21 protein-coding genes are annotated in these 22,085 nt (G+C 57.9%); 5 read left to right on the top strand and 16 right to left on the bottom strand.

The genetic code is table 11. The features are described from left to right. Positions 1 to 45 precede the first annotated feature (45 nt). Positions 46 to 2,307 (bottom strand): 5-methyltetrahydropteroyltriglutamate--homocysteine S-methyltransferase, encoded by a 2,262-nt coding sequence (metE, locus tag SPG90_RS21510; RefSeq protein ID WP_126304512.1) that lies wholly within the window; start codon positions 2,305 to 2,307, stop codon positions 46 to 48. Positions 2,308 to 2,544: 237 nt separating this feature from the next. Between metE and metR the strand changes: the two genes are divergently transcribed. Then, positions 2,545 to 3,498, top strand: a complete 954-nt coding sequence (gene metR / locus SPG90_RS21505; protein ID WP_023309616.1) for an HTH-type transcriptional regulator MetR — start codon at positions 2,545 to 2,547, stop codon at positions 3,496 to 3,498. On the opposite strand, the gene SPG90_RS21500 is transcribed toward metR, so the two are convergent. The 3 genes from SPG90_RS21500 to pldB all read right to left on the bottom strand — a co-directional run bounded on the left by SPG90_RS21500 (position 3,386) and on the right by pldB (position 6,192). Further along, entirely contained in the window at positions 3,386 to 4,285 is a 900-nt protein-coding gene (locus SPG90_RS21500; RefSeq protein ID WP_047174401.1) for a carboxylate/amino acid/amine transporter, read from the bottom strand. The two genes, metR and SPG90_RS21500, sit on opposite strands and share 113 nt — an antisense overlap. 82 nt (positions 4,286 to 4,367) lie before the next feature. Beyond that, positions 4,368 to 5,168, bottom strand: a complete 801-nt coding sequence (gene yigL, locus SPG90_RS21495; protein ID WP_023309618.1) for a sugar/pyridoxal phosphate phosphatase YigL — start codon at positions 5,166 to 5,168, stop codon at positions 4,368 to 4,370. Positions 5,169 to 5,199: 31 nt separating this feature from the next. Next, positions 5,200 to 6,192: a lysophospholipase L2 gene (pldB, locus tag SPG90_RS21490; protein ID WP_126304510.1), complete on the bottom strand. Its 993-nt coding sequence runs from the start codon at positions 6,190 to 6,192 to the stop codon at positions 5,200 to 5,202. 110 nt (positions 6,193 to 6,302) lie between these two features. Here pldB and rhtB point away from each other — a divergent pair, with 110 nt between their 5' ends. Continuing rightward, positions 6,303 to 6,923, top strand: a complete 621-nt coding sequence (rhtB, locus tag SPG90_RS21485) for a homoserine/homoserine lactone efflux protein (protein ID WP_008501533.1) — start codon at positions 6,303 to 6,305, stop codon at positions 6,921 to 6,923. On the opposite strand, the gene rhtC is transcribed toward rhtB, so the two are convergent. From rhtC to pldA, 3 genes are all read right to left on the bottom strand, one after another. Next, the gene (rhtC, locus tag SPG90_RS21480; protein ID WP_126304508.1) at positions 6,920 to 7,540 is read right to left on the bottom strand and encodes a threonine export protein RhtC; all 621 of its coding nucleotides are present in this window, start codon (positions 7,538 to 7,540) and stop codon (positions 6,920 to 6,922) included. The genes rhtB and rhtC overlap by 4 nt on opposite strands. Positions 7,541 to 7,601: 61 nt before the next feature. Further along, positions 7,602 to 9,431 carry an ATP-dependent DNA helicase RecQ gene (gene recQ / locus SPG90_RS21475; protein WP_126304506.1) on the bottom strand — a complete coding sequence of 610 codons (1,830 nt, stop codon included), beginning with the start codon at positions 9,429 to 9,431 and terminating at the stop codon, positions 7,602 to 7,604. Positions 9,432 to 9,521: 90 nt separating this feature from the next. Further along, entirely contained in the window at positions 9,522 to 10,391 is an 870-nt protein-coding gene (gene pldA, locus SPG90_RS21470) for a phospholipase A (protein WP_045357184.1), read from the bottom strand. Positions 10,392 to 10,554: 163 nt separating this feature from the next. On the opposite strand from pldA, the gene yigI reads away from it, so the two are divergent. Together yigI and rarD are read left to right on the top strand one after the other, a co-directional pair. Then, a complete protein-coding gene (gene yigI, locus SPG90_RS21465; RefSeq protein WP_008501538.1) occupies positions 10,555 to 11,022 on the top strand; it encodes an acyl-CoA thioesterase YigI in 468 nt (155 codons plus the stop codon). Between the two features lie 51 nt (positions 11,023 to 11,073). Continuing rightward, positions 11,074 to 11,970: an EamA family transporter RarD gene (gene rarD / locus SPG90_RS21460; protein ID WP_126304504.1), complete on the top strand. Its 897-nt coding sequence runs from the start codon at positions 11,074 to 11,076 to the stop codon at positions 11,968 to 11,970. An 83-nt stretch (positions 11,971 to 12,053) separates the two neighbouring features. On the opposite strand, the gene corA is transcribed toward rarD, so the two are convergent. From corA to lptM, 8 genes are all read right to left on the bottom strand, one after another. Then, positions 12,054 to 13,004: a magnesium/cobalt transporter CorA gene (gene corA, locus SPG90_RS21455; RefSeq protein WP_008501540.1), complete on the bottom strand. Its 951-nt coding sequence runs from the start codon at positions 13,002 to 13,004 to the stop codon at positions 12,054 to 12,056. 151 nt (positions 13,005 to 13,155) lie between these two features. Next, positions 13,156 to 13,212, bottom strand: a complete 57-nt coding sequence (gene ysgD, locus SPG90_RS21450; RefSeq protein ID WP_212743980.1) for a YsgD/CorL family protein — start codon at positions 13,210 to 13,212, stop codon at positions 13,156 to 13,158. Between the two features lie 149 nt (positions 13,213 to 13,361). Then, complete coding sequence (gene uvrD, locus SPG90_RS21445) at positions 13,362 to 15,524, bottom strand: DNA helicase II (protein ID WP_032646073.1); 2,163 nt, start codon at positions 15,522 to 15,524, stop codon at positions 13,362 to 13,364. A gap of 79 nt (positions 15,525 to 15,603) precedes the next feature. Next, the gene (gene yigB / locus SPG90_RS21440; RefSeq protein ID WP_023309624.1) at positions 15,604 to 16,320 is read right to left on the bottom strand and encodes a 5-amino-6-(5-phospho-D-ribitylamino)uracil phosphatase YigB; all 717 of its coding nucleotides are present in this window, start codon (positions 16,318 to 16,320) and stop codon (positions 15,604 to 15,606) included. Continuing rightward, positions 16,320 to 17,222 (bottom strand): tyrosine recombinase XerC, encoded by a 903-nt coding sequence (gene xerC / locus SPG90_RS21435; protein ID WP_023309625.1) that lies wholly within the window; start codon positions 17,220 to 17,222, stop codon positions 16,320 to 16,322. Before xerC ends, yigB begins: the two co-directional genes overlap by 1 nt. Beyond that, positions 17,219 to 17,926: a DUF484 domain-containing protein gene (locus SPG90_RS21430; protein ID WP_023309626.1), complete on the bottom strand. Its 708-nt coding sequence runs from the start codon at positions 17,924 to 17,926 to the stop codon at positions 17,219 to 17,221. The genes xerC and SPG90_RS21430 overlap by 4 nt, the downstream gene beginning before the upstream one ends. Further along, a complete protein-coding gene (dapF, locus tag SPG90_RS21425; protein WP_008501545.1) occupies positions 17,923 to 18,747 on the bottom strand; it encodes a diaminopimelate epimerase in 825 nt (274 codons plus the stop codon). The genes SPG90_RS21430 and dapF overlap by 4 nt, the downstream gene beginning before the upstream one ends. Before the next feature lie 35 nt (positions 18,748 to 18,782). Beyond that, positions 18,783 to 18,986: an LPS translocon maturation chaperone LptM gene (lptM, locus tag SPG90_RS21420; protein ID WP_045403858.1), complete on the bottom strand. Its 204-nt coding sequence runs from the start codon at positions 18,984 to 18,986 to the stop codon at positions 18,783 to 18,785. 135 nt (positions 18,987 to 19,121) lie between these two features. On the opposite strand from lptM, the gene cyaY reads away from it, so the two are divergent. Continuing rightward, positions 19,122 to 19,442 (top strand): iron donor protein CyaY, encoded by a 321-nt coding sequence (gene cyaY, locus SPG90_RS21415; RefSeq protein ID WP_045403860.1) that lies wholly within the window; start codon positions 19,122 to 19,124, stop codon positions 19,440 to 19,442. 95 nt (positions 19,443 to 19,537) lie between these two features. Here the strand turns inward: cyaY and cyaA are convergent, their stop codons facing one another. Next, positions 19,538 to 22,081, bottom strand: coding sequence for a class I adenylate cyclase (cyaA, locus tag SPG90_RS21410; RefSeq protein ID WP_023309629.1), 2,544 nt, complete (start codon positions 22,079 to 22,081; stop codon positions 19,538 to 19,540). Positions 22,082 to 22,085 lie beyond the last annotated feature (4 nt).

Genomic DNA, 22,085 nt, shown 5'->3' with positions numbered 1-22,085 from the left:
AATAAGCCCGGAGGCAGTTACGCCTTACCGGGCCATCCAATACCCCTACGCCTGACGCAAATTCTGCGCTGCCTTCACCATGTTCGCCAGCGCTGCGCGGGTTTCAGGCCAGCCGCGGGTTTTCAGTCCGCAGTCCGGGTTTACCCAAAGACGCTCTGCCGGAATACGCTGGGCCGCTTTTTTCAGCAGGGCTTCAATCCACTCCACGCTCGGCACGTTCGGGGAGTGGATGTCGTACACGCCCGGCCCGATTTCGTTCGGGTAGTCGAATTCTTCAAACGACTCCAGCAGCTCCATATCTGAACGCGAGGTCTCAATAGTGATCACGTCGGCGTCCAGCGCGGCAATCGAATCCATGATGTCGTTAAATTCGCAGTAACACATGTGGGTGTGGATCTGGGTGTCATCCTTCGCCACCGCAGCGTTGATGCGGAACGCCTCCACGCCCCACTGCAGGTAGGCATCCCAGTCGCTGCGGCGCAGCGGCAGGCCTTCGCGCAGCGCCGGCTCGTCAATCTGGATAATGCCAATGCCTGCCGCTTCCAGATCCGCCACTTCATCACGCAGCGCCAGGGCAATCTGTTTGGCGATGGTTTCACGGGTCACGTCTTCACGCGGGAACGACCAGCAGAGAATGGTCACCGGACCGGTCAGCATCCCTTTTACCGGCTTGTCGGTCAGGGACTGGGCATACTTCGCCCACTCCACGGTGATCGCTTCCGGGCGGCTGACGTCACCGATCACGACTGGTGGCTTCACGCATCGGGAGCCATAGCTCTGCACCCAGCCGTTCTGGGTAAAGACGAAGCCGTCCAGGTGCTCGCCAAAGTATTCCACCATGTCATTACGCTCTGCTTCACCGTGCACCAGCACGTCCAGCCCAAGGCGTTCCTGCTCGATAATCGCCTGCTTGATGTGTTCCGCGATCCCGGTGCGGTAGTGATTCGCATCCAGATTGCCCTTTTTAAAGTCCAGACGCAGGCCGCGGATCTCGGTGGTCTGCGGGAAGGAACCAATCGTCGTGGTCGGCCACGCAGGCAGATTGAAGCGGGCGCGCTGGGCTTCGGCGCGCACCTCATACGGGCTCTGGCGCTGGCTGTCCTGGGCGGTGATGGCCGCCAGACGTTTTTCCACCGCCGGGTTATGCACGCGCGCGGAGTGGCGGCGCGCCCGGATCGGGGCGCTCCATTCGGTAATTGCCGTCGTGTCGCCGCTGTTCAGCGCGTCGCGCAGCAGGGCCAGCTCTTCACATTTTTGCAGCGCGAAGGCAAACCAGCTCTTTACTTCAGGGTCGAGACGGGTTTCCACGCTCAGGTCGATCGGGCTGTGCAGCAGCGAGCAGGACGAGGCCACCCACAGCTCACGTTTACCGACGATGTCTTTGATTTGTGCGTATTTCTCGGTCAGATCGGCGCGCCAGACGTTACGGCCATTCACCAGACCGGCGGAGAGCAGCCAGTCTGCGGGCAGGCGCTTGTGCAGCTCCGTCACATCATCTTTACCGTGTACAAGGTCTACGTGCAGGCCCTGCACCGGCAGCGCGGTAATCGTGTTCAGGTTCGGCGTCACGCCTTCGAAATAGGTTGTCAGTAGCAGCTTCACCTCCCCGGTGAGCGCGTCATACGCCGGTTTGAAGGCATCGAGCCATTCCTGAGGCAACTCGAGCACCAGCGCCGGTTCGTCGATTTGCACCCACTGAATGCCGCGTTTGCCCAGCTCAATCAGCACCTGTTTGTAGACCGGCAGAATGTCCTTCAGCAGGCTCAGACGATCGAACTGCTCGCCTTTGACTTTCCCCAGCCACAGATAGGTCACTGGCCCCAGCAGCACGGGTTTAACCTGGTGGCCCAGCGCCAGCGCTTCATCCACTTCGTCCAGAAGCTGCGTCCAGGCCAGCCTGAACTGCTGGCCTTTGACGAATTCCGGCACCATATAGTGATAGTTGGTGTTAAACCACTTGGTCATTTCCGCCGCTGCCGCTGGCTCCCCCGTTGGCGCGCGGCCACGGCCGATGCGGAACAGAGTATCGATATCTACCGATCCATCTTTGTTCTGATGACGAGCCGGCACGTTGCCAAGCAGCAGGCTGGTCGTCAGAACATGGTCGTACCAGGCGAAATCGCCCACCGGCAGCAGGTCAATGCCCGCCTGTTTTTGCTGATCCCAGTGGCGGGCGCGCAGCTCGCGTCCTACCGCCAGCAGCTCTTCGCGGGTGGTATTACCCGCCCAGTAGCTTTCTTGCGCTTTTTTCAGCTCGCGACGCAGGCCGACGCGAGGGAAACCGAGAGTGTGATTGCGGATTGTCATGTTTTTCTTCCTCTAATTAATTGTAAATCCTTTGGATTTTGAATTTAGGGAAGGCGGCAAGTTTGCTCATCCCCGGGAGCTTACATGAGTAAGTGACCGGGGTGAGTAAACGCAGCCAACGCACCATAAATTTAAATGACGAAGGATTTTAGCCGTCCAGATGTTTACACATCCATAATTGGCAGTTACTGTATATTCCTCAAGCGCAAAATGTTCATGGCGAAGTGAAGGACTTTCATGATCGAGATTAAACACCTGAAAACGCTACAAGCGTTGCGGAACTGCGGTTCGCTCGCGGCGGCTGCGGCCACGCTGCACCAGACCCAGTCTGCCCTTTCTCACCAGTTCAGCGATCTGGAACAACGCCTCGGCTTCCGTCTTTTTGTGCGTAAGAGCCAGCCGCTACGCTTTACGCCGCAGGGTGAAATTCTCCTTCAGCTGGCGAATCAGGTCCTGCCGCAAATCGCGAGCGCGCTGCAGGCGTGTAACGAACCGCAGCAGACCAAACTGCGCATCGCCATTGAGTGCCACAGCTGTATTCAGTGGCTGACCCCCGCGCTTGAGAACTTCCGCCAGAAATGGCCGCAGGTGGAGATGGACTTTAAATCCGGCGTGACGTTCGACCCGCAGCCCTCGCTGCAGCAGGGCGAGCTGGATCTGGTCATGACCTCTGACATCCTGCCGCGCAGCGGCCTGCACTATTCGCCGATGTTTGATTATGAAGTGCGCCTGGTGCTGGCGCCGGACCACCCGCTGGCCGCCAAAACGCGCATCACGCCGGAAGACCTGGCGACAGAAACGCTGCTGATTTACCCGGTCCAGCGTAGTCGTCTGGATATCTGGCGCCACTTCCTGCAGCCGGCAGGCATCAGTCCGCAGCTGAAAAGCGTGGATAACACCCTGCTGCTGATTCAGATGGTGGCGGCCAGAATGGGTATCGCGGCGCTGCCGCACTGGGTGGTGGAGAGTTTTGAACGCCAGGGTCTGGTGCAGACCAAAACCCTGGGTGAAGGACTGTGGAGCCGACTGTACGCCGCCGTGCGCGATGGCGAGCAGCGTCAGCCGATTACGGAGGCGTTTATTCGCTCAGCGCGGAACCACGCGTGCGACCATCTTCCGTTTGTGCGGAGCGCGGAGCGACCCATCGGCGATGGACCCACAGCGAAGCCAGGATCACCGCTCCCCCAATAAGGAAGCTCGGCCAGTGCGGCTGTTGCTGCCAGATGGCGAGGTTGACCAGCAACCCTGCCGGGACATGCACGTTGTTCATGATCCCCAGCGTACCGGCGTCTACCTGCGTAGCGCCGTAGTTCCACATGAAGTACCCCAGCCCTGACGCCACTACGCCCAGCCAGACCAGAACGCCCCACTGCACGGCGGTGGTCGGCAGCTTTTGCGGATTACCGAGCATAAACCACGCCGCCACCGCGACAATCGCGGCGCCCATATAGAACCATGCGAACGCGTTATGCTGCGGCATCGGGCGGGTTTCCATCAGGCGTTTGTAGCCCACCATGCCGATGGCGAAACTGATGTTGGCGAGCTGGACGAACATCAGCCCGGTCCAGAAGTGATCGCTCACTTTGTCGTAGCGAATAATCGCCGCGCCGATCACCGCCAGCGCGGCGCTCAGCAGGTATCCCCAGCGCAGACGGCGTTTACTAAGCAGATCGTATATCAGCGTGATGTAGAGCGGCGTCAGCACGGTAAAGAGCAGGAATTCGGAGACGGACAGGTAGACGTAGGCCCGGAAGCTGAACAGATACATGATGCCGAGCTGCATCGCCCCCACCAGCATATACAGCACAATCGTTTTCAGCGATTGCCCGCGCGTGCGCAGAAACGGCAGGAACACCAGCGCCGCCAGCCCCACGCGCATCAGCACCGAGAAGTAGCTGTCGACCGAACCGGCAAGGTATTCGCCAATCAGGCTAAAGGAGAAGGCCCACAGGATAGTGGTGATAATGAGTAGCGCCACAATGCTTGTCTCTCAGAAAGAAGAACAGGCATTGTAGCGAACTCTTTAGTTGACAACTGAGCAATAAACAACCGAATGAAGATTATTCAAGGAACAGTTTACGCAGATACTTCGGTACCGCGTTGTCAGCGTTAGAACCAATCACTTCCAGCTCAGGGTGCAGATCCTTCAGACGCTGGTGCGCGTTCTGCATGATGCAGCCCTTACCCGCCATCGAAAGCATCTCGGCGTCGTTCATGCCGTCACCGAAGGCGATACAGTCTTTCAGCCCGAAGCCCAGGCGTTTCGCAACCGCTTCCAGCGCGTGACCTTTGGAGACGCCACCCGCCATTACTTCCAGACAGGTCAGGGTTGAGAAGCTCACGTTGACGCGATCGCCCCAGCGGGCGTTGATCGCCTGTTCCAGCGGGAGCAGCTCTTCGTGGCTGTCACAGGTGAAGAACACCTTGCTGATCCCTTCCGGCTCCAGCAGGCCCGGTTCGTAAAGGGAGTAGTTGAATACCGCTTCCTTGAAGAAACGCATTTCATCCGGGCGGTGGCGGTTCATAAACCAGTCGTCGTCGCGGTAAACGTTAGTAACGATAGCCGGGTTGTCATGCACCACGCCGAACAGATCGGCGGCAATATCGCGATCCAGATTGTGGGTAAAGATCAGGTTGCCGTCGGTATCATGCACGCGCGCACCGTTGGAGGTGATCATGTACGATTTGATCTCAAGATTATCGCGGATCTGCCCTACGTCCACGTGGTGGCGGCCGGTGGCGAACACAAAGTTCACGCCACGGGCAGTCAGGAGTTTTAAGGTCTCTTTCGCGTAAGGCGACAGGGTGTGGTCGGGGGAAAGCAGCGTGCCATCTAAATCAGATGCAACAACCTGGTACATAGGGATTTCAACCTCTGGTGGAAAACAAGAATCAATTATGCCTGTTGAAAAATTCAACAATGGCGTTAAGCGCGACTGAGCGCATAGCGTCCTTTTCAAAAAGGATCTCATGGAACGCGCCGTCAATGACCAGCGGTTTACCCCCTTCACAAGGGTGACCGGCTGCAGCGCGCAGTTCACAATAGCGGTCGTGCATGCGGTTATCCACCACACGCTCTTCCTCCGCCTGAATCAGAAGCGTCGGCGTGTCATCATCGCCCACGCCCGCCAGCACCTGCTCACCGGCCAGAATCCCCTCCCGCACCCAGTGCCAGGTCGGGCCGCCGACGCGCAAGCGCGGTTCATCGGCATAAAAGCGCAGGTTGCGGCGATAACGCTGCCGGCTATGGGTTAAGACGTTGATGGCGAACGGCAGCGCGCGCCAGCGTCCTGTGCCAATGGCGTAACCTTCACGAATGCGCTGATGGCCCTCAGCCCAGTCAAGAAGATGGCGCACCATCCAGTCAGGAAAACGGATCACGATACCGTACATCGGCGCGGTGAGCGCAATGGCGTCGCACTCGTGCGCATAACGCTGCAAAAACAGCGTCGAAATGGCGCCGCCCATGGAGTGCGCAAGAATATACCGCTTGCGCCAGGGGCCGGGCTGAACGTCCTGCTGCCAGAACGCGGCAAAATCGTCGACGTAATCGCTGAAGCGATCGACGTGCCCACGGTGCGTGTCCGGCAGCATACGTCCGGACAGCCCCTGTCCACGATGGTCGATGATCAGGACATCGAACCCCATATGGACCAGGTCATAGGCCAGCTCGGCGTATTTAACGTAGCTTTCAATACGCCCGGGGCAGACCACAATCACCCGGTCATTTTTTTCATTTCGGAAACGAACGAAACGCACCGGGATGCCCCCGACGCCCGTAAACTCATCTTCCTCACACTGCCGCCAGAAATCGGTCAGCGGCCCCATAGAGAAAGCAGCAAAAGCGTTTTCTCGTGTTTCCCAGTCCTTTTTCTGCTGAAACATTGGGTTTCCACTCACGTAATCCAGGGAATATCGTTTTTTTCGTCACCGGTCACAAAATGACTCAATAATAGCGTATTGTGGCATAAAAATAGACGGTTCGGGAGTTTCAAATGACCTTCGAATGGTGGTTCGCCTACCTGCTGACATCCATTATCCTCAGCCTTTCTCCGGGCTCGGGGGCTATTAACACCATGACCACCTCCATCAATCACGGCTATCGCGGTGCGGCGGCGTCGATTGCCGGTTTGCAGACCGGGCTGGGCATTCATATTGTGCTGGTCGGGATCGGTCTGGGGACCCTGTTCTCCCGCTCCGTGCTGGCCTTTGAGGTGCTGAAATGGGCCGGGGCAGCGTATCTGATTTGGCTCGGCATCCAGCAGTGGCGCGCGGCAGGCTCCATCAACCTGAATACGCTGGCTCAGACGCAAAACCGCGGCCATCTGTTTAAGCGCGCGGTGTTCGTCAACCTGACCAACCCGAAGAGCATCGTTTTCCTCGCCGCGCTGTTCCCGCAGTTTATCGTTCCGCATCAGCCCCAGGTGATGCAGTACGTGGTGCTGGGCGCGACCACTATTATCGTCGATATCATCGTGATGATTGGTTACGCGACGCTGGCGCAGCGAATTGCGGCGTGGATTAAAGGGCCTAAGCAGATGAAGGCCCTGAATAAAGTCTTTGGCTCGCTGTTTATGCTGGTTGGCGCGCTGCTTGCGTCAGCGCGTCACGCTTAGCGAGAAATGATGAGATGAATGCCGAAGCCGGCGAACAGCGCGCCGGCGAAGCCGTCAATCCACTTCGCGATACGCTGGTAGCCGCGGCGCATCGCCGGTAAGGCAAACAGGCTGGCCACGATGGTAAACCAGGCAAAGGTTTCAACGACGATCAGCAGGAAGATGCCCCAGCGCGCGCCTGCGCCGACGCTATCGCCGACAAACAGCGAGAACACCGAGCCGAAATAGATAATCGCTTTTGGGTTCGCCAGATTGGTCAGCAGCCCTTTTACAAAGCTGCGGCCGCCCGTTGCCAGCTCCACCTTCGGCTCTTGCGCTTTTTTCTCTTCTTTCTTCAGCGCCCCGCGCAGCATCTGGTAGCCCATCCAGCACAGGTACAGCCCGCCGCCGACCATAATGATGTTATGCAGCCAGGCCATCTTCGCCAGGATAAGGTTCAGACCGAGCAGCGCGACCGCCGCCCAGACCATAACGCCCATGGTGATACCGAGCACGCCCATCATCGCCTCTTTGCGGGAGCGGCTGACGGCCGTTTGTGATACGAAGAAAAAGTCCGGGCCGGGGCTCATCAGCGCAACGATGTGCACTAACGCCACGGTGAGAAATAGCATTAACATAATTAGCTCGCGGGGAAATAATTTAGTGAGTCATCATCCTGGCACTTTTTCGCCCGGCTGACTACTCCTCATCATCACCGTCGGCGTGAGAGCGGATGAGCGCCATAAACTCTTTACCGAAGCGCTCCAGCTTGCGTGTTCCCACGCCGTTGACGCTCAGCATCTCGCTGGCGCTCAGCGGCATCTGTTCGGCCATCTCAATCAGCGTCGCGTCGTTGAAGACGACATAAGGCGGGATATTCTCTTCATCGGCAATGGCTTTTCGCAGCTTGCGCAGTTTGGCGAACAGCTTACGGTCGTAGTTGCCGCCGTAGGATTTCTGCATCACGCGCGGTTTGAGAGCAACTACGCGCGGCACGGCGAGTTTAAGTTCCACATCACCGCGCAGCACCGGACGCGCCGCCTCGGTCAGCTGCAGGGCGGAGTGCTGGGCGATATTCTGTGTGGCAAAGCCAAGGTGAATTAGCTGACGAATAATACTGACCCAGTGCTCGTGGCTCTGGTCCTTGCCAATACCGTACACTGGCAACTTGTCGTGGCCCATATCGCGGATACGCTGGTTATTGGCGCCGCGCAGCACCTCCACCACGTAGCCCATCCCGAAGCGTTGATTCACACGGTAAATGGTCGAGAGCGCCTTACGCGCGTCCATCAGGCCATCGTACTGCTTTGGCGGATCGAGGCAGATATCGCAGTTGCCGCACGGCTCCTGGCGCCCTTCACCAAAGTAGTTGAGCAGCACCAGACGACGGCAGGTTTGCGCTTCGGCAAACGCGCCCATCGCGTTGAGCTTGTGGCGCTCGATATCCTGCAGCTGTCCCTGCGGCTTCTCTTCCAGACAGCGGCGCAGCCACGCCATATCGGCCGGATCGTAAAACAGCATCGCTTCCGCAGGCAGACCGTCACGCCCGGCGCGGCCGGTTTCCTGATAGTAGGATTCGATATTGCGCGGGATGTCGAAATGCACCACAAAGCGCACGTTCGGCTTGTTGATGCCCATTCCGAACGCCACGGTCGCGACGACGATCTGCAGGTCGTCACGCTGGAATTTCTCCTGCACGTCGGCGCGGATGTGATTCTCTAACCCGGCGTGATAGGCGGCGGCGCTAAAGCCGCGGTTTTGCAGACGCGCGGCGGTGTCTTCCACCTTCGCACGGCTGTTGCAGTAGATGATGCCGGACTTGCCGCGCTGCTCCTGGACGTAGCGCAGGAGCTGATCCAGCGGCTTGAATTTTTCCATCAGCATATAGCGGATGTTTGGGCGGTCGAAGCTGCTGACCTGAATATAGGGGGCGTTCAGCCCGAGCAGGCGAACGATATCCAGCCGCGTGGTGTCATCCGCCGTGGCGGTAAGCGCCATAAACGGCAGCTCGGGGAAGCGCTGACGCAGCTGGCCGAGGGCGGCGTATTCCGGGCGGAAATCGTGTCCCCACTGGGAAATACAGTGCGCTTCATCCACCGCCAGCAGCACCGGGTTCCAGTGCGCCAGGTGATCGAGGAAGTTATCCAGCATCAGGCGTTCCGGGGCGATATACAGCAGGCGGATCTGCCCGGTGCGGCACCCGGCCATCACCTCTTGCTGCTGCTCCCGGGTTTGGGTCGAGTTAAGACAGGCTGCCGCCACGCCGTTGGCGAGCAGCTGGTCAACCTGGTCTTTCATAAGAGAAATGAGAGGGGATACCACGACCGTCAGGCCGTTAAGCACCAGCGCGGGCACCTGATAACAGAGGGACTTACCGCCGCCGGTCGGCATTACCACCAGGCAATCACGACCTTCCAGCACCGTTTCAATGATGGTTTCCTGGCCAGGGCGGAACTGCTGGTAGCCAAAGGTTTCATGCAAAACCTGTTTAGCCAGCGACTCCTGATTCAATACTTCCGCCTGCGCCACGTTAACCCCATATGCCAGAAATGAAACAGGCGCTATTTTCAGCGCCTGAGAGAGAAACTTCAACGTTTAACGCAAAAACATTCGAACAGCCTAGAGAATATCGTTCAGCATCACGCCCACGCCGACGCGGGTCTGGTTGAAGTTGTAATCGATAAGCGACTCGCCGTAACCGCTGTACACCTGAGTATAGATGCGGACATGCTTCGTCATGGGATAGCTTAAGCCCACTTCCGCACCGCCGTAGCCGGTGTTCCAGTTGTACTGGCCTTTGGCGCTGAGCACGGCATCACCTAACTGATAGCCGACTTTAAGCTGGTAGTAGCCCATATATTTGGTGATGTCCGGATTGTCATCCGTGCTGCCGACCACATACCACGGCTTCACTTCCACCATCCAGTTACCGTTCTGCGCCATCAGACGCGTATAGGCACGGTTCCAGCTACGGGATGTCGGGTCAGAACGACCGTTGGAATCATGGTTAAAGCCCACTTCGACGTCACGCAGCGTCCAGCCCGCAAACTCATAATCCGTTGCAAAACCGAGGAACAGCTGCGGCTCATAGTTGGTTTCACGGAACGGTGAGGACTCTCCGCTGTTAGAGAGCTGCCACCAGGATTTCTGGGTGTAAGACGCCCCGAGCACCGAGTTTGGCCCCAGAATACCGCGCCAGAACGGGAACGCGAGGCTGAGCTGGAACTTCACCTCATCTTTACGCGCATTATCAGACCAGTTATAGGAGCTTATCGCCTCTTTGTTGAGATCGCTGGTCTGGGTATAAATCACATAGTTGGTGTCATACGGATAGAGCGTGAACGGATTGTCATGCTCCTGAAGAAGGTTCGCGATAATGCTACCGTGAACGGCAGGTTTATCATGCACCTCTTTAATCGTCGCTTCCTGCGCATATGCTGTGAGGGGCAGCGCAACCGCCGCCAGTAACCAGGCCAGATACGTCCGCATCGGTGGTGTTCTCCTGCAAAAGAGTAAAATTAGCTGAATAGTTATGTGGCGAACATTCTACAGACTTCTGCGACAACTGCTGCATCCTCGTTTCTGAAAGTGGAATTCCTTGTTGCCGAGGCATAAAATCAACATTTCGTTAACAATAAGGATGTGATGCCTCATGTCAGCCATGCTTACCGCCGAAGAAGTGTTAAAACTCGTGGGCGAGATTTTTGTTTACCATATGCCGTTTAACCGCGCGCTGGGACTGGAGCTGGAACGTTACGAGAAAGACTTTGCCCAGCTGAGCTTCAACAACCAGCCGATGATGGTAGGTAACTGGGCGCAAAGCATTTTGCACGGCGGCGTGATTGCCTCCGCGCTGGACGTGGCGGCAGGTCTGGTCTGCGTGGGCAGCACGCTGACCCGCCATGACACCATCAACGAAGACGAACTCCGCCAGCGTCTGGCGCGCATGGGCACCATTGATTTGCGCGTCGACTATCTTCGCCCGGGGCGCGGAAATCGCTTTACCTGTACCAGCAGCCTGCTGCGCGCGGGAAATAAAGTTGCCGTGGCGCGCGTTGAATTACACAACGAAGAACAGGTGTATATCGCCAGCGCAACCGCCACTTATATGGTGGGTTGAGGCGGCAAAATCGGGTAAAATTAATTCACTTTTTTGTAACGGATTTTCCCGATGGATGCTAAACAGACGCGGCAGGGCGTTTTACTCGCCCTTGCCGCTTATTTTATTTGGGGTATCGCCCCGGCGTATTTCAAGCTTATTGCCTACGTTCCGGCCGATGAGATCCTGACTCACCGCGTTATCTGGTCATTCTTCTTTATGATTGCGCTGATGAGCCTCAGCCGTCAGTGGTCGGGCGTCAAAACGCTGCTGCAAACCCCGAAAAAGATTTTCATGCTGGCGCTCTCAGCCGTGCTGATTGGCGGCAACTGGCTGCTGTTTATCTGGGCGGTGAATAATCATCACATGCTCGAAGCGAGCCTGGGGTACTTCATTAACCCGCTGGTGAATATCGTGCTGGGGATGATTTTCCTCGGGGAGCGCTTCCGCCGGATGCAGTGGGTGGCGGTGATTCTGGCCTTCTGCGGCGTACTGGTGCAGCTCTGGACCTTCGGCTCGCTGCCGATTATTGCCCTCGGTCTGGCGTTCAGCTTTGCGTTCTACGGCCTGGTGCGTAAGAAGATTGCGGTTGAAGCACAGACGGGGATGCTGTTTGAAACCCTGTGGCTGCTGCCGGTAGCGGCGATTTATCTCTTCGGCATCGCCGACAGCGCCACCAGCCATATGGGCAGCAACCCGTGGTCGCTGAACCTGATGCTGATGGCGGCGGGCGTGGTGACCACCATTCCACTGCTGTGCTTCACCGGTGCCGCGACGCGTCTGCGTCTCTCCACGCTGGGCTTCTTCCAGTACATTGGCCCGACGCTGATGTTCCTGCTGGCGGTGGTGTTTTACGGCGAGGTGCCGGGGGCGGATAAGATGGTAACGTTCGCCTTTATCTGGGTGGCGCTGGCGATTTTCGTTGCCGATGCGATTTATACCCAGCGCAGGGTGCGCAAAGGGCTGTGATGTTGCCCTCACCCTAACCCTCTCCCACAGGGAGAGGGAATTCGATCGTAAGGCGGGTAAGCGCAGCGCCACCCGCCAGATTTTTACAGCCAGTTCCGGCGCTTAAAGTACAGATACGGCGCCAGCCCCGCGAGGATCATAAAGATAATCGCCCCCGGGTAGCCAAAGCTCCATTTCAGCTCCGGCATAAACTCAAAGTTCATCCCGTAGCTGGACGCCACCAGCGTCGGCGGCAGGAACACCACAGACACTACCGAGAAGATCTTGATGATGCGGTTCTGCTCGATGTTGATAAAGCCCATCGCCGCCTGCATCAGGAAGTTGACCTTCTGGAACAGGGATTCGTTGTGCGGCAGCAGGGATTCGATATCGCGCAGGATCTCACGCGCCTGCTCCAGCTGACCGCCCGGCAGACGCGCCTTGCGCACCAGGAAGTTCAGCGCGCGCTGGGTATCCATCAGACACAAACGCACCTTCCAGCCGATATCTTCCAGCTCAGCCAGCGTGGAGAGTGCCTCGTCGTACTCATCGCCCTGATGGCCTTCCATGATCACGCGGCTAAGCTTTTCCAGATCGCTGTAGATGTTTTCAATTTCATCCGCCAGCTGTTCAATTTTAGTTTCGAACAGATCGAGCAGCAGCTCGTAAGCGTTACCGTCCACCATTGCCTGGCTGCGGGCGCGCATACGGTAGAGGCGAAATGCCGGCAGCTCGCGCTCGCGCAGGGTAAACAGACGGCCGTCGCGAATGGTAAACGCCACGGTGGAGTTACCCGCGTGGTCTTCCGCATCTTCAAAGAAGAAGAAGGAGTGAATATGCAGACCGTCTTCGTCTTCAAAAAAACGCGCGGATGCTTCGATGTCTTCCAGTTCCGGGCGGGTTGCCAGGCTTTGCCCCAGTTCAGATTGTACGCGAAGGCGTTCATCGTCGTCCGGCTCGACCAGATCCACCCATACGGCATCAATGAGGGGCTGTGACTCTTCGGCTTCAAGCCGAGTCAGTCGGTTATTTTCGAGTTGAAATGCGCTCAACATGACCGGGACTCCCAATGCAAAAAATATCGGACAGTTCGGTGGGCACACAGAAACAAATTGGGTTTCAGACCATTAAACAGCCTGACTCAGCGCGACGGGAATAATGCAGGTCGCTGACAACCACTAAGGCCATCAGCAAGAGGAGATAGCCTTAGGAGTTGTTCCTAGATGACAGGGAATTGAGCCAGTATCTACTGGGTGTGTCCAAGGCGAATGTCCTCTTAGCGTAATCGTGCGCGCATGTTACGCCAGCTATAACTGTGGCGTCAACACGCAACGGAACGCTGAAGGGCATTAATTGACCTTCACTGTATAAGGCTAGCAGATTATTACAAAATAATTATATTTTTCTGAATGTTAGACTGTTTCCAGCTTCGCGTAGGCCGCCACCAGCCATTTGATCCCCTGCCCCTGGAACGCTACCTGCAGTCGGCTGTGCTCGCCGCTGCCTTCCAGATTCACAATGGTGCCTTCGCCAAACTTCGAATGGCGCACGCGCTGGCCCAGCTTGTAACCGGTGTCGGTTTCCGCAATCGGCGAGCCCATGCGCTGATGGCTGACCGGACGGCTGATGCTCGCCCGCAGACGCACCTCTTCCACGCACTCCTCCGGCAGTTCGCCGATAAAGCGCGATGGACGGTGATAGACCTCTTTACCGTACAGACGTCGGGTTTCGGCGTAGGTTAGCGTCAGCTTTTGCATTGCGCGCGTCACGCCCACGTAGGCCAGACGACGTTCCTCTTCCAGACGTCCGCCTTCATCCAGCGACATCTGGCTCGGGAACATCCCCTCTTCCATCCCGACGATGAACACCTGCGGGAACTCCAGACCTTTGGCGGAGTGCAGGGTCATCAGCTGAACCGCATCCTGCCAGGTGTCCGCCTGCCCTTCACCCGCTTCCAGCGCGGCGTGGGAGAGGAACGCCTGCAACGGCATCAGGTCTTCGTCTTCTTCGTTGTAGCTGAACTGGCGCGTTGCCGTGACCAGTTCCTCTAAGTTCTCAATACGGGTCTGGCCCTTCTCGCCTTTTTCCTGCTCGTACATGGTTCGCAGGCCGGAGTCTTTAATCACCCGGTCGGTCTGCACGTGCAGCGGCATGTCGGCGGTTTCCTGCGCCAGAGCGTCAATCAGCTCAAGGAAGCGCTGTAACGCGCTGGCGGCACGTCCGGCGAGCGCTTTTTCCTGCAGCAGCTCGCGGCACGCCTGCCACAGCGTCAGCTGGCGATCGCGCGAGGCCTGACGCACCACGTCCAGCGTGCGGTCGCCAATCCCGCGGGTCGGCGTGTTGACCACGCGCTCAAACGCCGCGTCGTCGTTACGGTTGGCAATGAGGCGCAGATACGACAGCGCATCTTTGATTTCCTGACGCTCGAAGAATCGCATGCCGCCATAAATGCGGTACGGCATGCTCACCTGCAGCAGCGCCTCTTCCAGCACGCGCGACTGGGCGTTGCTGCGGTAGAGAATGGCGCACTGCTCCAGCGCGCCGCCGTTGTCCTGCCAGGTTTTGATACGGTTCACCACGAAGCGGGCTTCGTCGAGCTCGTTGAAGGCGCAGTAAATCGAAATCGGTTCGCCGTCGACGCCGTCGGTCCACAGCTTTTTACCCAGACGCCCGTTGTTGTTCTCAATCAGGGCGTTGGCCGCGCTCAGGATGTTGCTGGTTGAGCGGTAGTTCTGCTCCAGACGGATGGTTTCCGCGCCGGGGAAATCGTTGAGGAAGCGCTGGATGTTCTCCACCTGCGCCCCGCGCCAGCCGTAGATCGACTGGTCATCATCGCCCACGATCATCACCTTGCCGGTATCGCCGGCCAGCAGGCGGATCCACGCGTACTGGATGTTGTTGGTATCCTGGAATTCGTCCACCAGGATATTGGTGAAGCGTTCACGGTAGTGCTGCAGGATGTGCGGTTTGTTCAGCCACAGCTCGTGGGCGCGCAGCAGCAGCTCGGCGAAATCCACCAGACCGGCGCGATCGCACGCTTCCTGATAGGCCTTGTAGACGTTCTGCCAGGTCTGCTCGACCGGGTTGCCGAAGCTCTGAATGTGGTGCGGGCGCAGCCCCTCGTCTTTCTGGCCGTTGATGTACCACATCGCCTGACGCGGCGGCCACTGCTTCTCATCGAGGTTCATCGCCTTGATCAGGCGCTTCAGCAAGCGGAGCTGGTCTTCGCTGTCGAGGATCTGGAAATCCTGCGGCAGGTTAGCGTCCATATGGTGCGCGCGCAGCAGGCGGTGCGCCAGACCGTGGAAGGTGCCAACCCACATGCCGCCCTGGCTGGTGCCCATCAGCTGGGCGATACGGTGGCGCATCTCTGCTGCCGCCTTGTTGGTAAACGTCACCGCCATGATGGAGTACGGGGAGCAGTTTTCCACGCTCTGCAGCCAGGCGATACGGTGAACCAGCACGCGCGTCTTACCACTGCCCGCTCCAGCCAGCACCAGCAGGTTGGTGCGCGAGGCGGCAACCGCGTCACGCTGTTTGTCATTAAGGCTGTCGAGCAGGTAAGAAACGTCCATTGGCACCGTCACGTCATGTCGGGCGGGCAAATGTTTCCATTCGCCAAAACCCTGTTAATTTATACAGAACAATTGATGATTATATCAGCGTCGTGAGGGATGCCAACCGTGAAATTTCCACGTGCGGCAGAAGACGGCTGTCGGTTGCGGTCATCAGCTCCGCATTTTCCGGCTTGATCCAGCAGGCCTGCATCCCGCAGCGGATAGCGCCGGCCACGTCCGTAGTCAGGTCATCCCCCACGTGCAGAATGTTACCCAGCGGCAGGTTAAGCTTATCTGCCGCCAGATGGTACATATCATTAAATGGCTTCGCGCGCCCGTGAGGACCCGCACGCAGCACGAACTCAAAATAATCGCTGAGGCCAAACAGCTCCGGCTGAGCATTGCCGTTAGTGATCGCCACCAGCGGCCACTTTTCGGCAAGCTTCGCCAGCGTGTCGTGGGTCTCCTGCGGCACGTCGATACGGCTGCGCCATTTGGCAAAGTTTTCCATGGCCGCTTCGGCACCGATGGCCGCGTCCTGCGCGCTCAGGCCGGCATTGAGCATCGCCTGCTCGACCGCACGACGACGCCATTCGGTCACGTCGTGGTAAATGTCCGGCTCGGTTTCCCGCAGGGACTGACGGAGCTTCTGAAAGTCCTTGTTCTGCATCGCTTTCAGCGCGGGATGGTAGTTCTGCACAAACGCCAGCGACTCCTGCTCGGTACGCAGGATCACCTCGCGGTTGTCGTAAAGGGTGTCATCAAGGTCAAACGTCAGGGCTGAGATCTGACCAAGTGGGCGGTAAAAACGCATTATTTCCCCCGTTTGGCGCGTGGATGCGCCGCGTCATACACCGAGGCAAGGTGTTGGAAGTCTAAGTGGGTATAGATTTGAGTGGTCGACAGATTCGCGTGGCCAAGCAGTTCCTGCACGCCGCGCAGATCGCCGCTCGACTCAAGCATGTGTGTCGCAAAGGAGTGGCGCAGCTTGTGCGGATGAACGTGGCTGTTCAGCCCCTGCTTAATGCCCCACTCCGCAAAGCGCTTCTGGACGTTACGCGCGGAGATCCGCTTGCCGAGCTTCGACAGGAACAGCGCATCCTCTTCGCTGCCAAACAGCCCGCGCAGGTCAAGCCAGTGCTCAATCCAGGAAACTGCATTGCGGCCAATCGGCAGGCGGCGCTCTTTGCTGCCCTTGCCCATTACCCACACTTCACCGGACTCCAGATCGAGGTGTTTGATATCAAGATTAACCAGCTCTGACAGACGCAGCCCGGCACCGTACATCACCTCCAGCATCGCGCGGTCGCGCACGGCGAGCGGATCGTTAAGGTCGATATCCAGCAGGCGGTTTACGTCGTCAACGTCGATATTTTTAGGCAGATGGCGCGGCGCTTTCGGCGTGGCGATCCCCTTTGCCGGGTTGGCTTTTAAGCCCCCCTGGCTGACCAGCCAGTCGAAGAAACTGCGCAGCGCCGAGAGCCTGAGCGCCAGGCTTGCCGGGCTGAGATTTTTTTTACGGCTACGCACGACGAACCCGCGTACCGTCGCAGCGTCACATTGTTGCCAGCTTTTCAGGCCGATTTCGTCGGCGATCTGCATGATGGCATCAAGCTGACGCTGGTAGTTGAGCAGGGTAATGGGGCTAAGCTGACGCTCCACGCCCAGATAGCGCAGAAAGCGCGAGACGTCAGTGGCGAGCAGTCCGTCCGTCATACGCGCTCAATCCAGCGCTCCAGCAGCTCGGGCAGCATCAGGGCGATCTCCTGCAGCAGGTGCGTCGCTTGCCCCTGCTCATAGTGATGCGCATCGCGGCTGGTAAATAACATGACACCCAGATCGCCATCGCGCCCCATCAGCGACATCGCTACCGAACCAATCGCTTTGGCTTCCGGTAACACCACCAGCAGCTCAGGCCCGTTCAGCGGCCCCAGATAGTGGTGCTCATGGCCCAGACGCTGAATGCGCAGCGGTTCAAACGCCTGACGGCTAAGAGCCAGATGGGTGAACCCCGACGGTGCACCGATGCGCCAGCGGTCAGGGAAAAGACGAATCGTTGCGCCCGCCAGCCCCAGCTCGCGAGCCCAGCGGTGGAAGCGGCTGAGGAACTCGTCAAGACTGTGCGCCGACGCCAGACGCGCCTGCAGATGCAGCAGACGATAGAACAGGCTTTCGTTGGTGCTGGCCTGCTCCATCAGCAGCGTCATGTTCTCTTCTAGCTGATTGATGTGGTTGCGCGAGCGCGCCATGTGCCATTCGACCAGCGACACGGTCCCGCGAACCGGATGCGGCACGCGCATCTCTTCGACGACGCGTGCATTGCGAATAAAGAACTCAGGATTGCGCAGCAGATAATCAACAACAGCTCTGTCGTCCAGTTCCGTCACTGTTTCCTGCAGTTCTTCCCCTGGTTGTTTCATAGATGGATAAACCCGTCATAGACATGTGCCGCCGGGCCCGTCATATACAGTGGATGACCCGGTCCTTTCCAGGCGATATCAAGCCGGCCGCCCGGTAATTCCACGCGAACCTCTTCTGCCAGTAACCCCTGAGAGATGCCCACGGCCACCGCAGCACAGGCGCCGCTTCCGCAGGCCTGAGTCTCGCCCGCGCCGCGCTCGTAAACCCGCAGGCGAATGTGCTCGCGCTTCACCACCTGCATAAAGCCGATGTTCGCGCGCTCCGGGAAACGTTCGTGGCTTTCCAGCACCGGGCCGAGCGTTTCGACCGCGGCGGTTTCCACATCATCAACCTGAATCACGCAGTGAGGGTTACCCATTGAGACGACGCCGCACAATACTGTCTGCTCGGCCGCACGCATAATATAGGTCTTTTCCGCTTTGTTTGCGCGAAACGGCACGACGGAGGGCTCGAAGTTAGGCTCGCCCATGTTCACGCGCACCAGCTCATCATCGGTGACGCTGAGCACCATGCGGCCATTGGCCGTGCTGACGCGAATATCACGCTTGTTGGTCAGCCCTTTCAGGCGGACAAAGCGGGCAAAACAGCGCGCGCCGTTGCCGCACTGGTTAACTTCGCTGCCGTCCGCGTTAAAAATACGGTAGTGGAAATCGAGGTCGGGATCGTACGGTGGCTCGACCACCAGCAGCTGATCGAACCCCACGCCCAGATGCCGATCCGCCAGGCGACGGATCAGTTCCGGGGAGAAAAACACATTCTGCGTTACCGCGTCGACGACCATAAAATCGTTGCCAAGGCCATGCATTTTAGAGAACTGCATCATTTGCTCCATTGCGCGGGTACAGAACGTTGTCGTCAGAGATTAACCTGAGTCGGGCCACCGTTGTCGCCACGATCGTTAGTATTTGGCGTGGTAGACTCAATGCCGCTTTGCGCGGGTTTCGTCGGCGGCGGCGCGGTTTTATCCGCCGGTGGGAAGTACAGTGGTCCCTTCAGTCCGCAGCCAGTCAGGCTAAACAGCGTGATGAGAACGGCAAGCGTTCGGAAAGCGTTTTTCATTATAAAGTTGCCCGTAAGTTCAAATCTGTTTCTATCATCGCAGGAGAAGACACAAAAGCAAGAGTTTGCCGCTTTCCTGCAACGGGAATTATTTAGGGTTATACTGCCGGCATCACGAAAAACAGGAACAAAACCATGAACGACAGTGAATTCCATCGCCTTGCCGACACCCTGTGGATGACCATCGAAGAGCGTCTTGACGACTGGGATGGCGACAGCGATATCGATTGTGAAATCAACGGCGGCATTCTGACCCTGAGCTTCGAAAATGGCAGCAAAATTATTATTAACCGCCAGGAGCCGCTTCACCAGGTGTGGCTGGCCGCGAAACAGGGCGGCTATCATTTCGATCTGAAGGACGGGGAATGGGTTTGCGACCGCAGCGGCGTACCGTTCTGGGATCTGCTGGAACAGGCGGCGACCGCGCAGGCGGGTGAGGCTGTGAGTTTCAGATAGTTTTGGTGCCGGGTGGCGCTGCGCTTACCCGGCCTACGGGTTCGAGCTGTTGTAGGCCCGGTAAGGCGTAGCCGCCACCGGGCTAGCGAAAAGGCTCAGGAGAAATACTGTTGCAGCAGCGGCGCGGTGTCCTGATTGGCAGGCGCGGCAGGCGTTACGGCCTGGGTGCGGAACGGGATCACCTGCGTACGACCGTCGACGTTCACAATCTGGTAGAACTGCGGCAGGTTAAAGTTGATAAAGCTTGAGCCGTAGGTGAAACGGTCATGCGAAGAGGAGTAGAAGCGGCTGACGTCGCGCACCAGCTCCTCTTTACTGCCTTCACAGTGGTGATACACCTCGGCGCGGTTGGTTTCATCCAGAATGTAGATGTTGAACCCGGCATCGTCGCCCGACTCTTCAAAGAAGAACTGAATAATCCCTTCGCTGGCGAATCCGTCCACCACCTGCGGGAGCTTAACGTGGTTGGTTTCCACCTGCACCGACAGGCCATGCAGCTTGTTGTGTGAAATCGCGCCGTAGAACTCGATGGCGTTTTCCAGCTTCTGTACCGACACGTTCAGGCGTTCGAAGAACAGGCCCCAGGTCTGGCCGGAGACGCGCAGCGCTTTAAAGCGCCCGGTTTCCTGACGGGTACTGGAGAGACGCAGTTCGATACACTCAGAAACCAGCTGCTGCACGCGGGTACGAATTAAACCGCGCAGGTGCTGGCTGTAGCAGAACACCTCAACGCTGTCCGGCGGTGCGGCATCCTGGTGCATCTTGCCGAGAATCGTTTTCAGCGCTTCGATCATCGCCTGCTCGCCGTTGAAATGCAGGGTACGCACTTCGTTCCACGAGTTGCGGTACAGCAGATCCACGCTGCCCACCAGGCAGTTTTGCTGCTCGCCAAAGCTGAAGACGTCCAGCTTGCGGAAGTCAAAGTGAACTACCTGATTGCGGAAGGCCGCCGTCGGGTCGTACTCCAGGTTGACGATAATCGCCAGATGGCGAATCTCGCACGGGCTGTAGAGCGCTTTAGGCGTTGGGGCAGGCAGACGCAGCGGGAAGTGGTGCGACACATCCGCGACCATCTCCTGCAGCTTAGCGAGATCAACCACCTCGTTGCCTTTGATAAACAGGCGCGTGCGCGAGGTCAGCAGGCCGTTAAACCAGGCCCAGGCCACCAGCTTGTTCAGGTAGCGGTTATACTCCAGCGGCTGATGGCTGATGATTGAGTCCATGCTTGGCGCACGGTTGTACAGATACCACCCGGTGCGGTTCGCGCGGCCCGGCGGCACGTAGATAAAGGTCAGATTCGGTTCTGACAGGTCTGGCGAAATCTGCGGGTTAACCAGGGTGACTTTACCCGGCAGCGCTTCAAACGCGGCATACAGCTTACGGGTTAATACCCCGATGTCCTGCGGGCTGGCGGAAACGCTGAGGTTGTTACGGCGCGCAAAGCGGATCAGGTTACGATAGCTTTGCATCATCGCATCGAGCAGTTCGTTGTGCGCTTCACGCACCTGATCGATTTTCCAGTTGGCCCGGTTGTCGAGCATGGACAGACGCGCTTCGTCCCATCCCCACTCTTTCACTAACTGACTGACCACTTCACGACGCCAGCCCACGCAGGCGCGCTCGCGGCTCAATTTCTCACAGACTTTGAGATAGAAACATCGACGCACCAGGTCAAGACGCGTGGTGTCATCAATGGCTTTCAGGTATTCGGTCACGCGCTCCAGCATCATGCAGTAGGCGTCCAGCCCGAAGGAGACGATCTCCCCGTCGTGCAGACGTTGCTTGATATCTTTCGCCAGCAGGCGAGGCGTGGGGTATTCCCAGGAATAGGCTTCCAGCAGCAGCGTTTTCAGCACCGCTTTGTACGGCGAGTCGATACTTTTATAGAGCTGCCAGAGGCTTGCGCCAAAGTACTCTTCTGCTGACAGAGAGCTCAGACCGCCGAGGTCCAGCCATTCGTTTGGCGTCAGTACGCCCTGCGCGTAAAGCGACATGACGTAGTCATCGTAATGCTCTTCTTCTTCGCACGGGACCATATTCCACAGAATACGCTTCCCGGCCAGACGCACGGCAGTACGGTAAAATTCATCCAGCAGTAAGATGTGCTGAGTCGAGCCGCAGTCCTCACCACCCAGACTGCCGCTTTCGTTATGGCGGAAACGGTTTTCATCAATCAGGAAGAAGCTCACTTCCACACCGAGCGATGCAGCCCAGCTCTCCAGCAGGCTGCATTTACGCTGCAGCAGCTGACGCTCGTCGTTATCGAGCCAGGACTGATGGCAGACCCAGATGTCCAGGTCCGAAGAACAGCTTTGCCCTACCGATGAGGTGCTCCCCATAGAGTAAACGCCGGTAATCGGTAGTTCACCTTTTGGAGACTCCTGTGGCGGCATGCCGCGGTAGAGTTCCAGTTCGTTGAGGTAATGCTGTTGGGTTTCATCAGGCGTGAAAAGGCAAATGCCCTGGGGAACGTTACCGTCAAGGTAGCCAGGCATCAGCGGATGGTGATAGTGCAATAATGTCGGCAGCAGACTGTATACCTGCTGGAAAGCAGGGCCCATGGCAGCAAGCGCGCGATCCACACGCAGTTGATTAATGGCATCCAGTCTCTGTTTCAGAGTCTCAATATAGAGGTACAAGACG

Source organism: Enterobacter sp. D2 (assembly GCF_034427575.1).
Classification (GTDB): Bacteria; Pseudomonadota; Gammaproteobacteria; order Enterobacterales; family Enterobacteriaceae; genus Enterobacter; species Enterobacter cloacae_M.
This window is presented reverse-complemented; position numbering and strand designations above follow the sequence as displayed.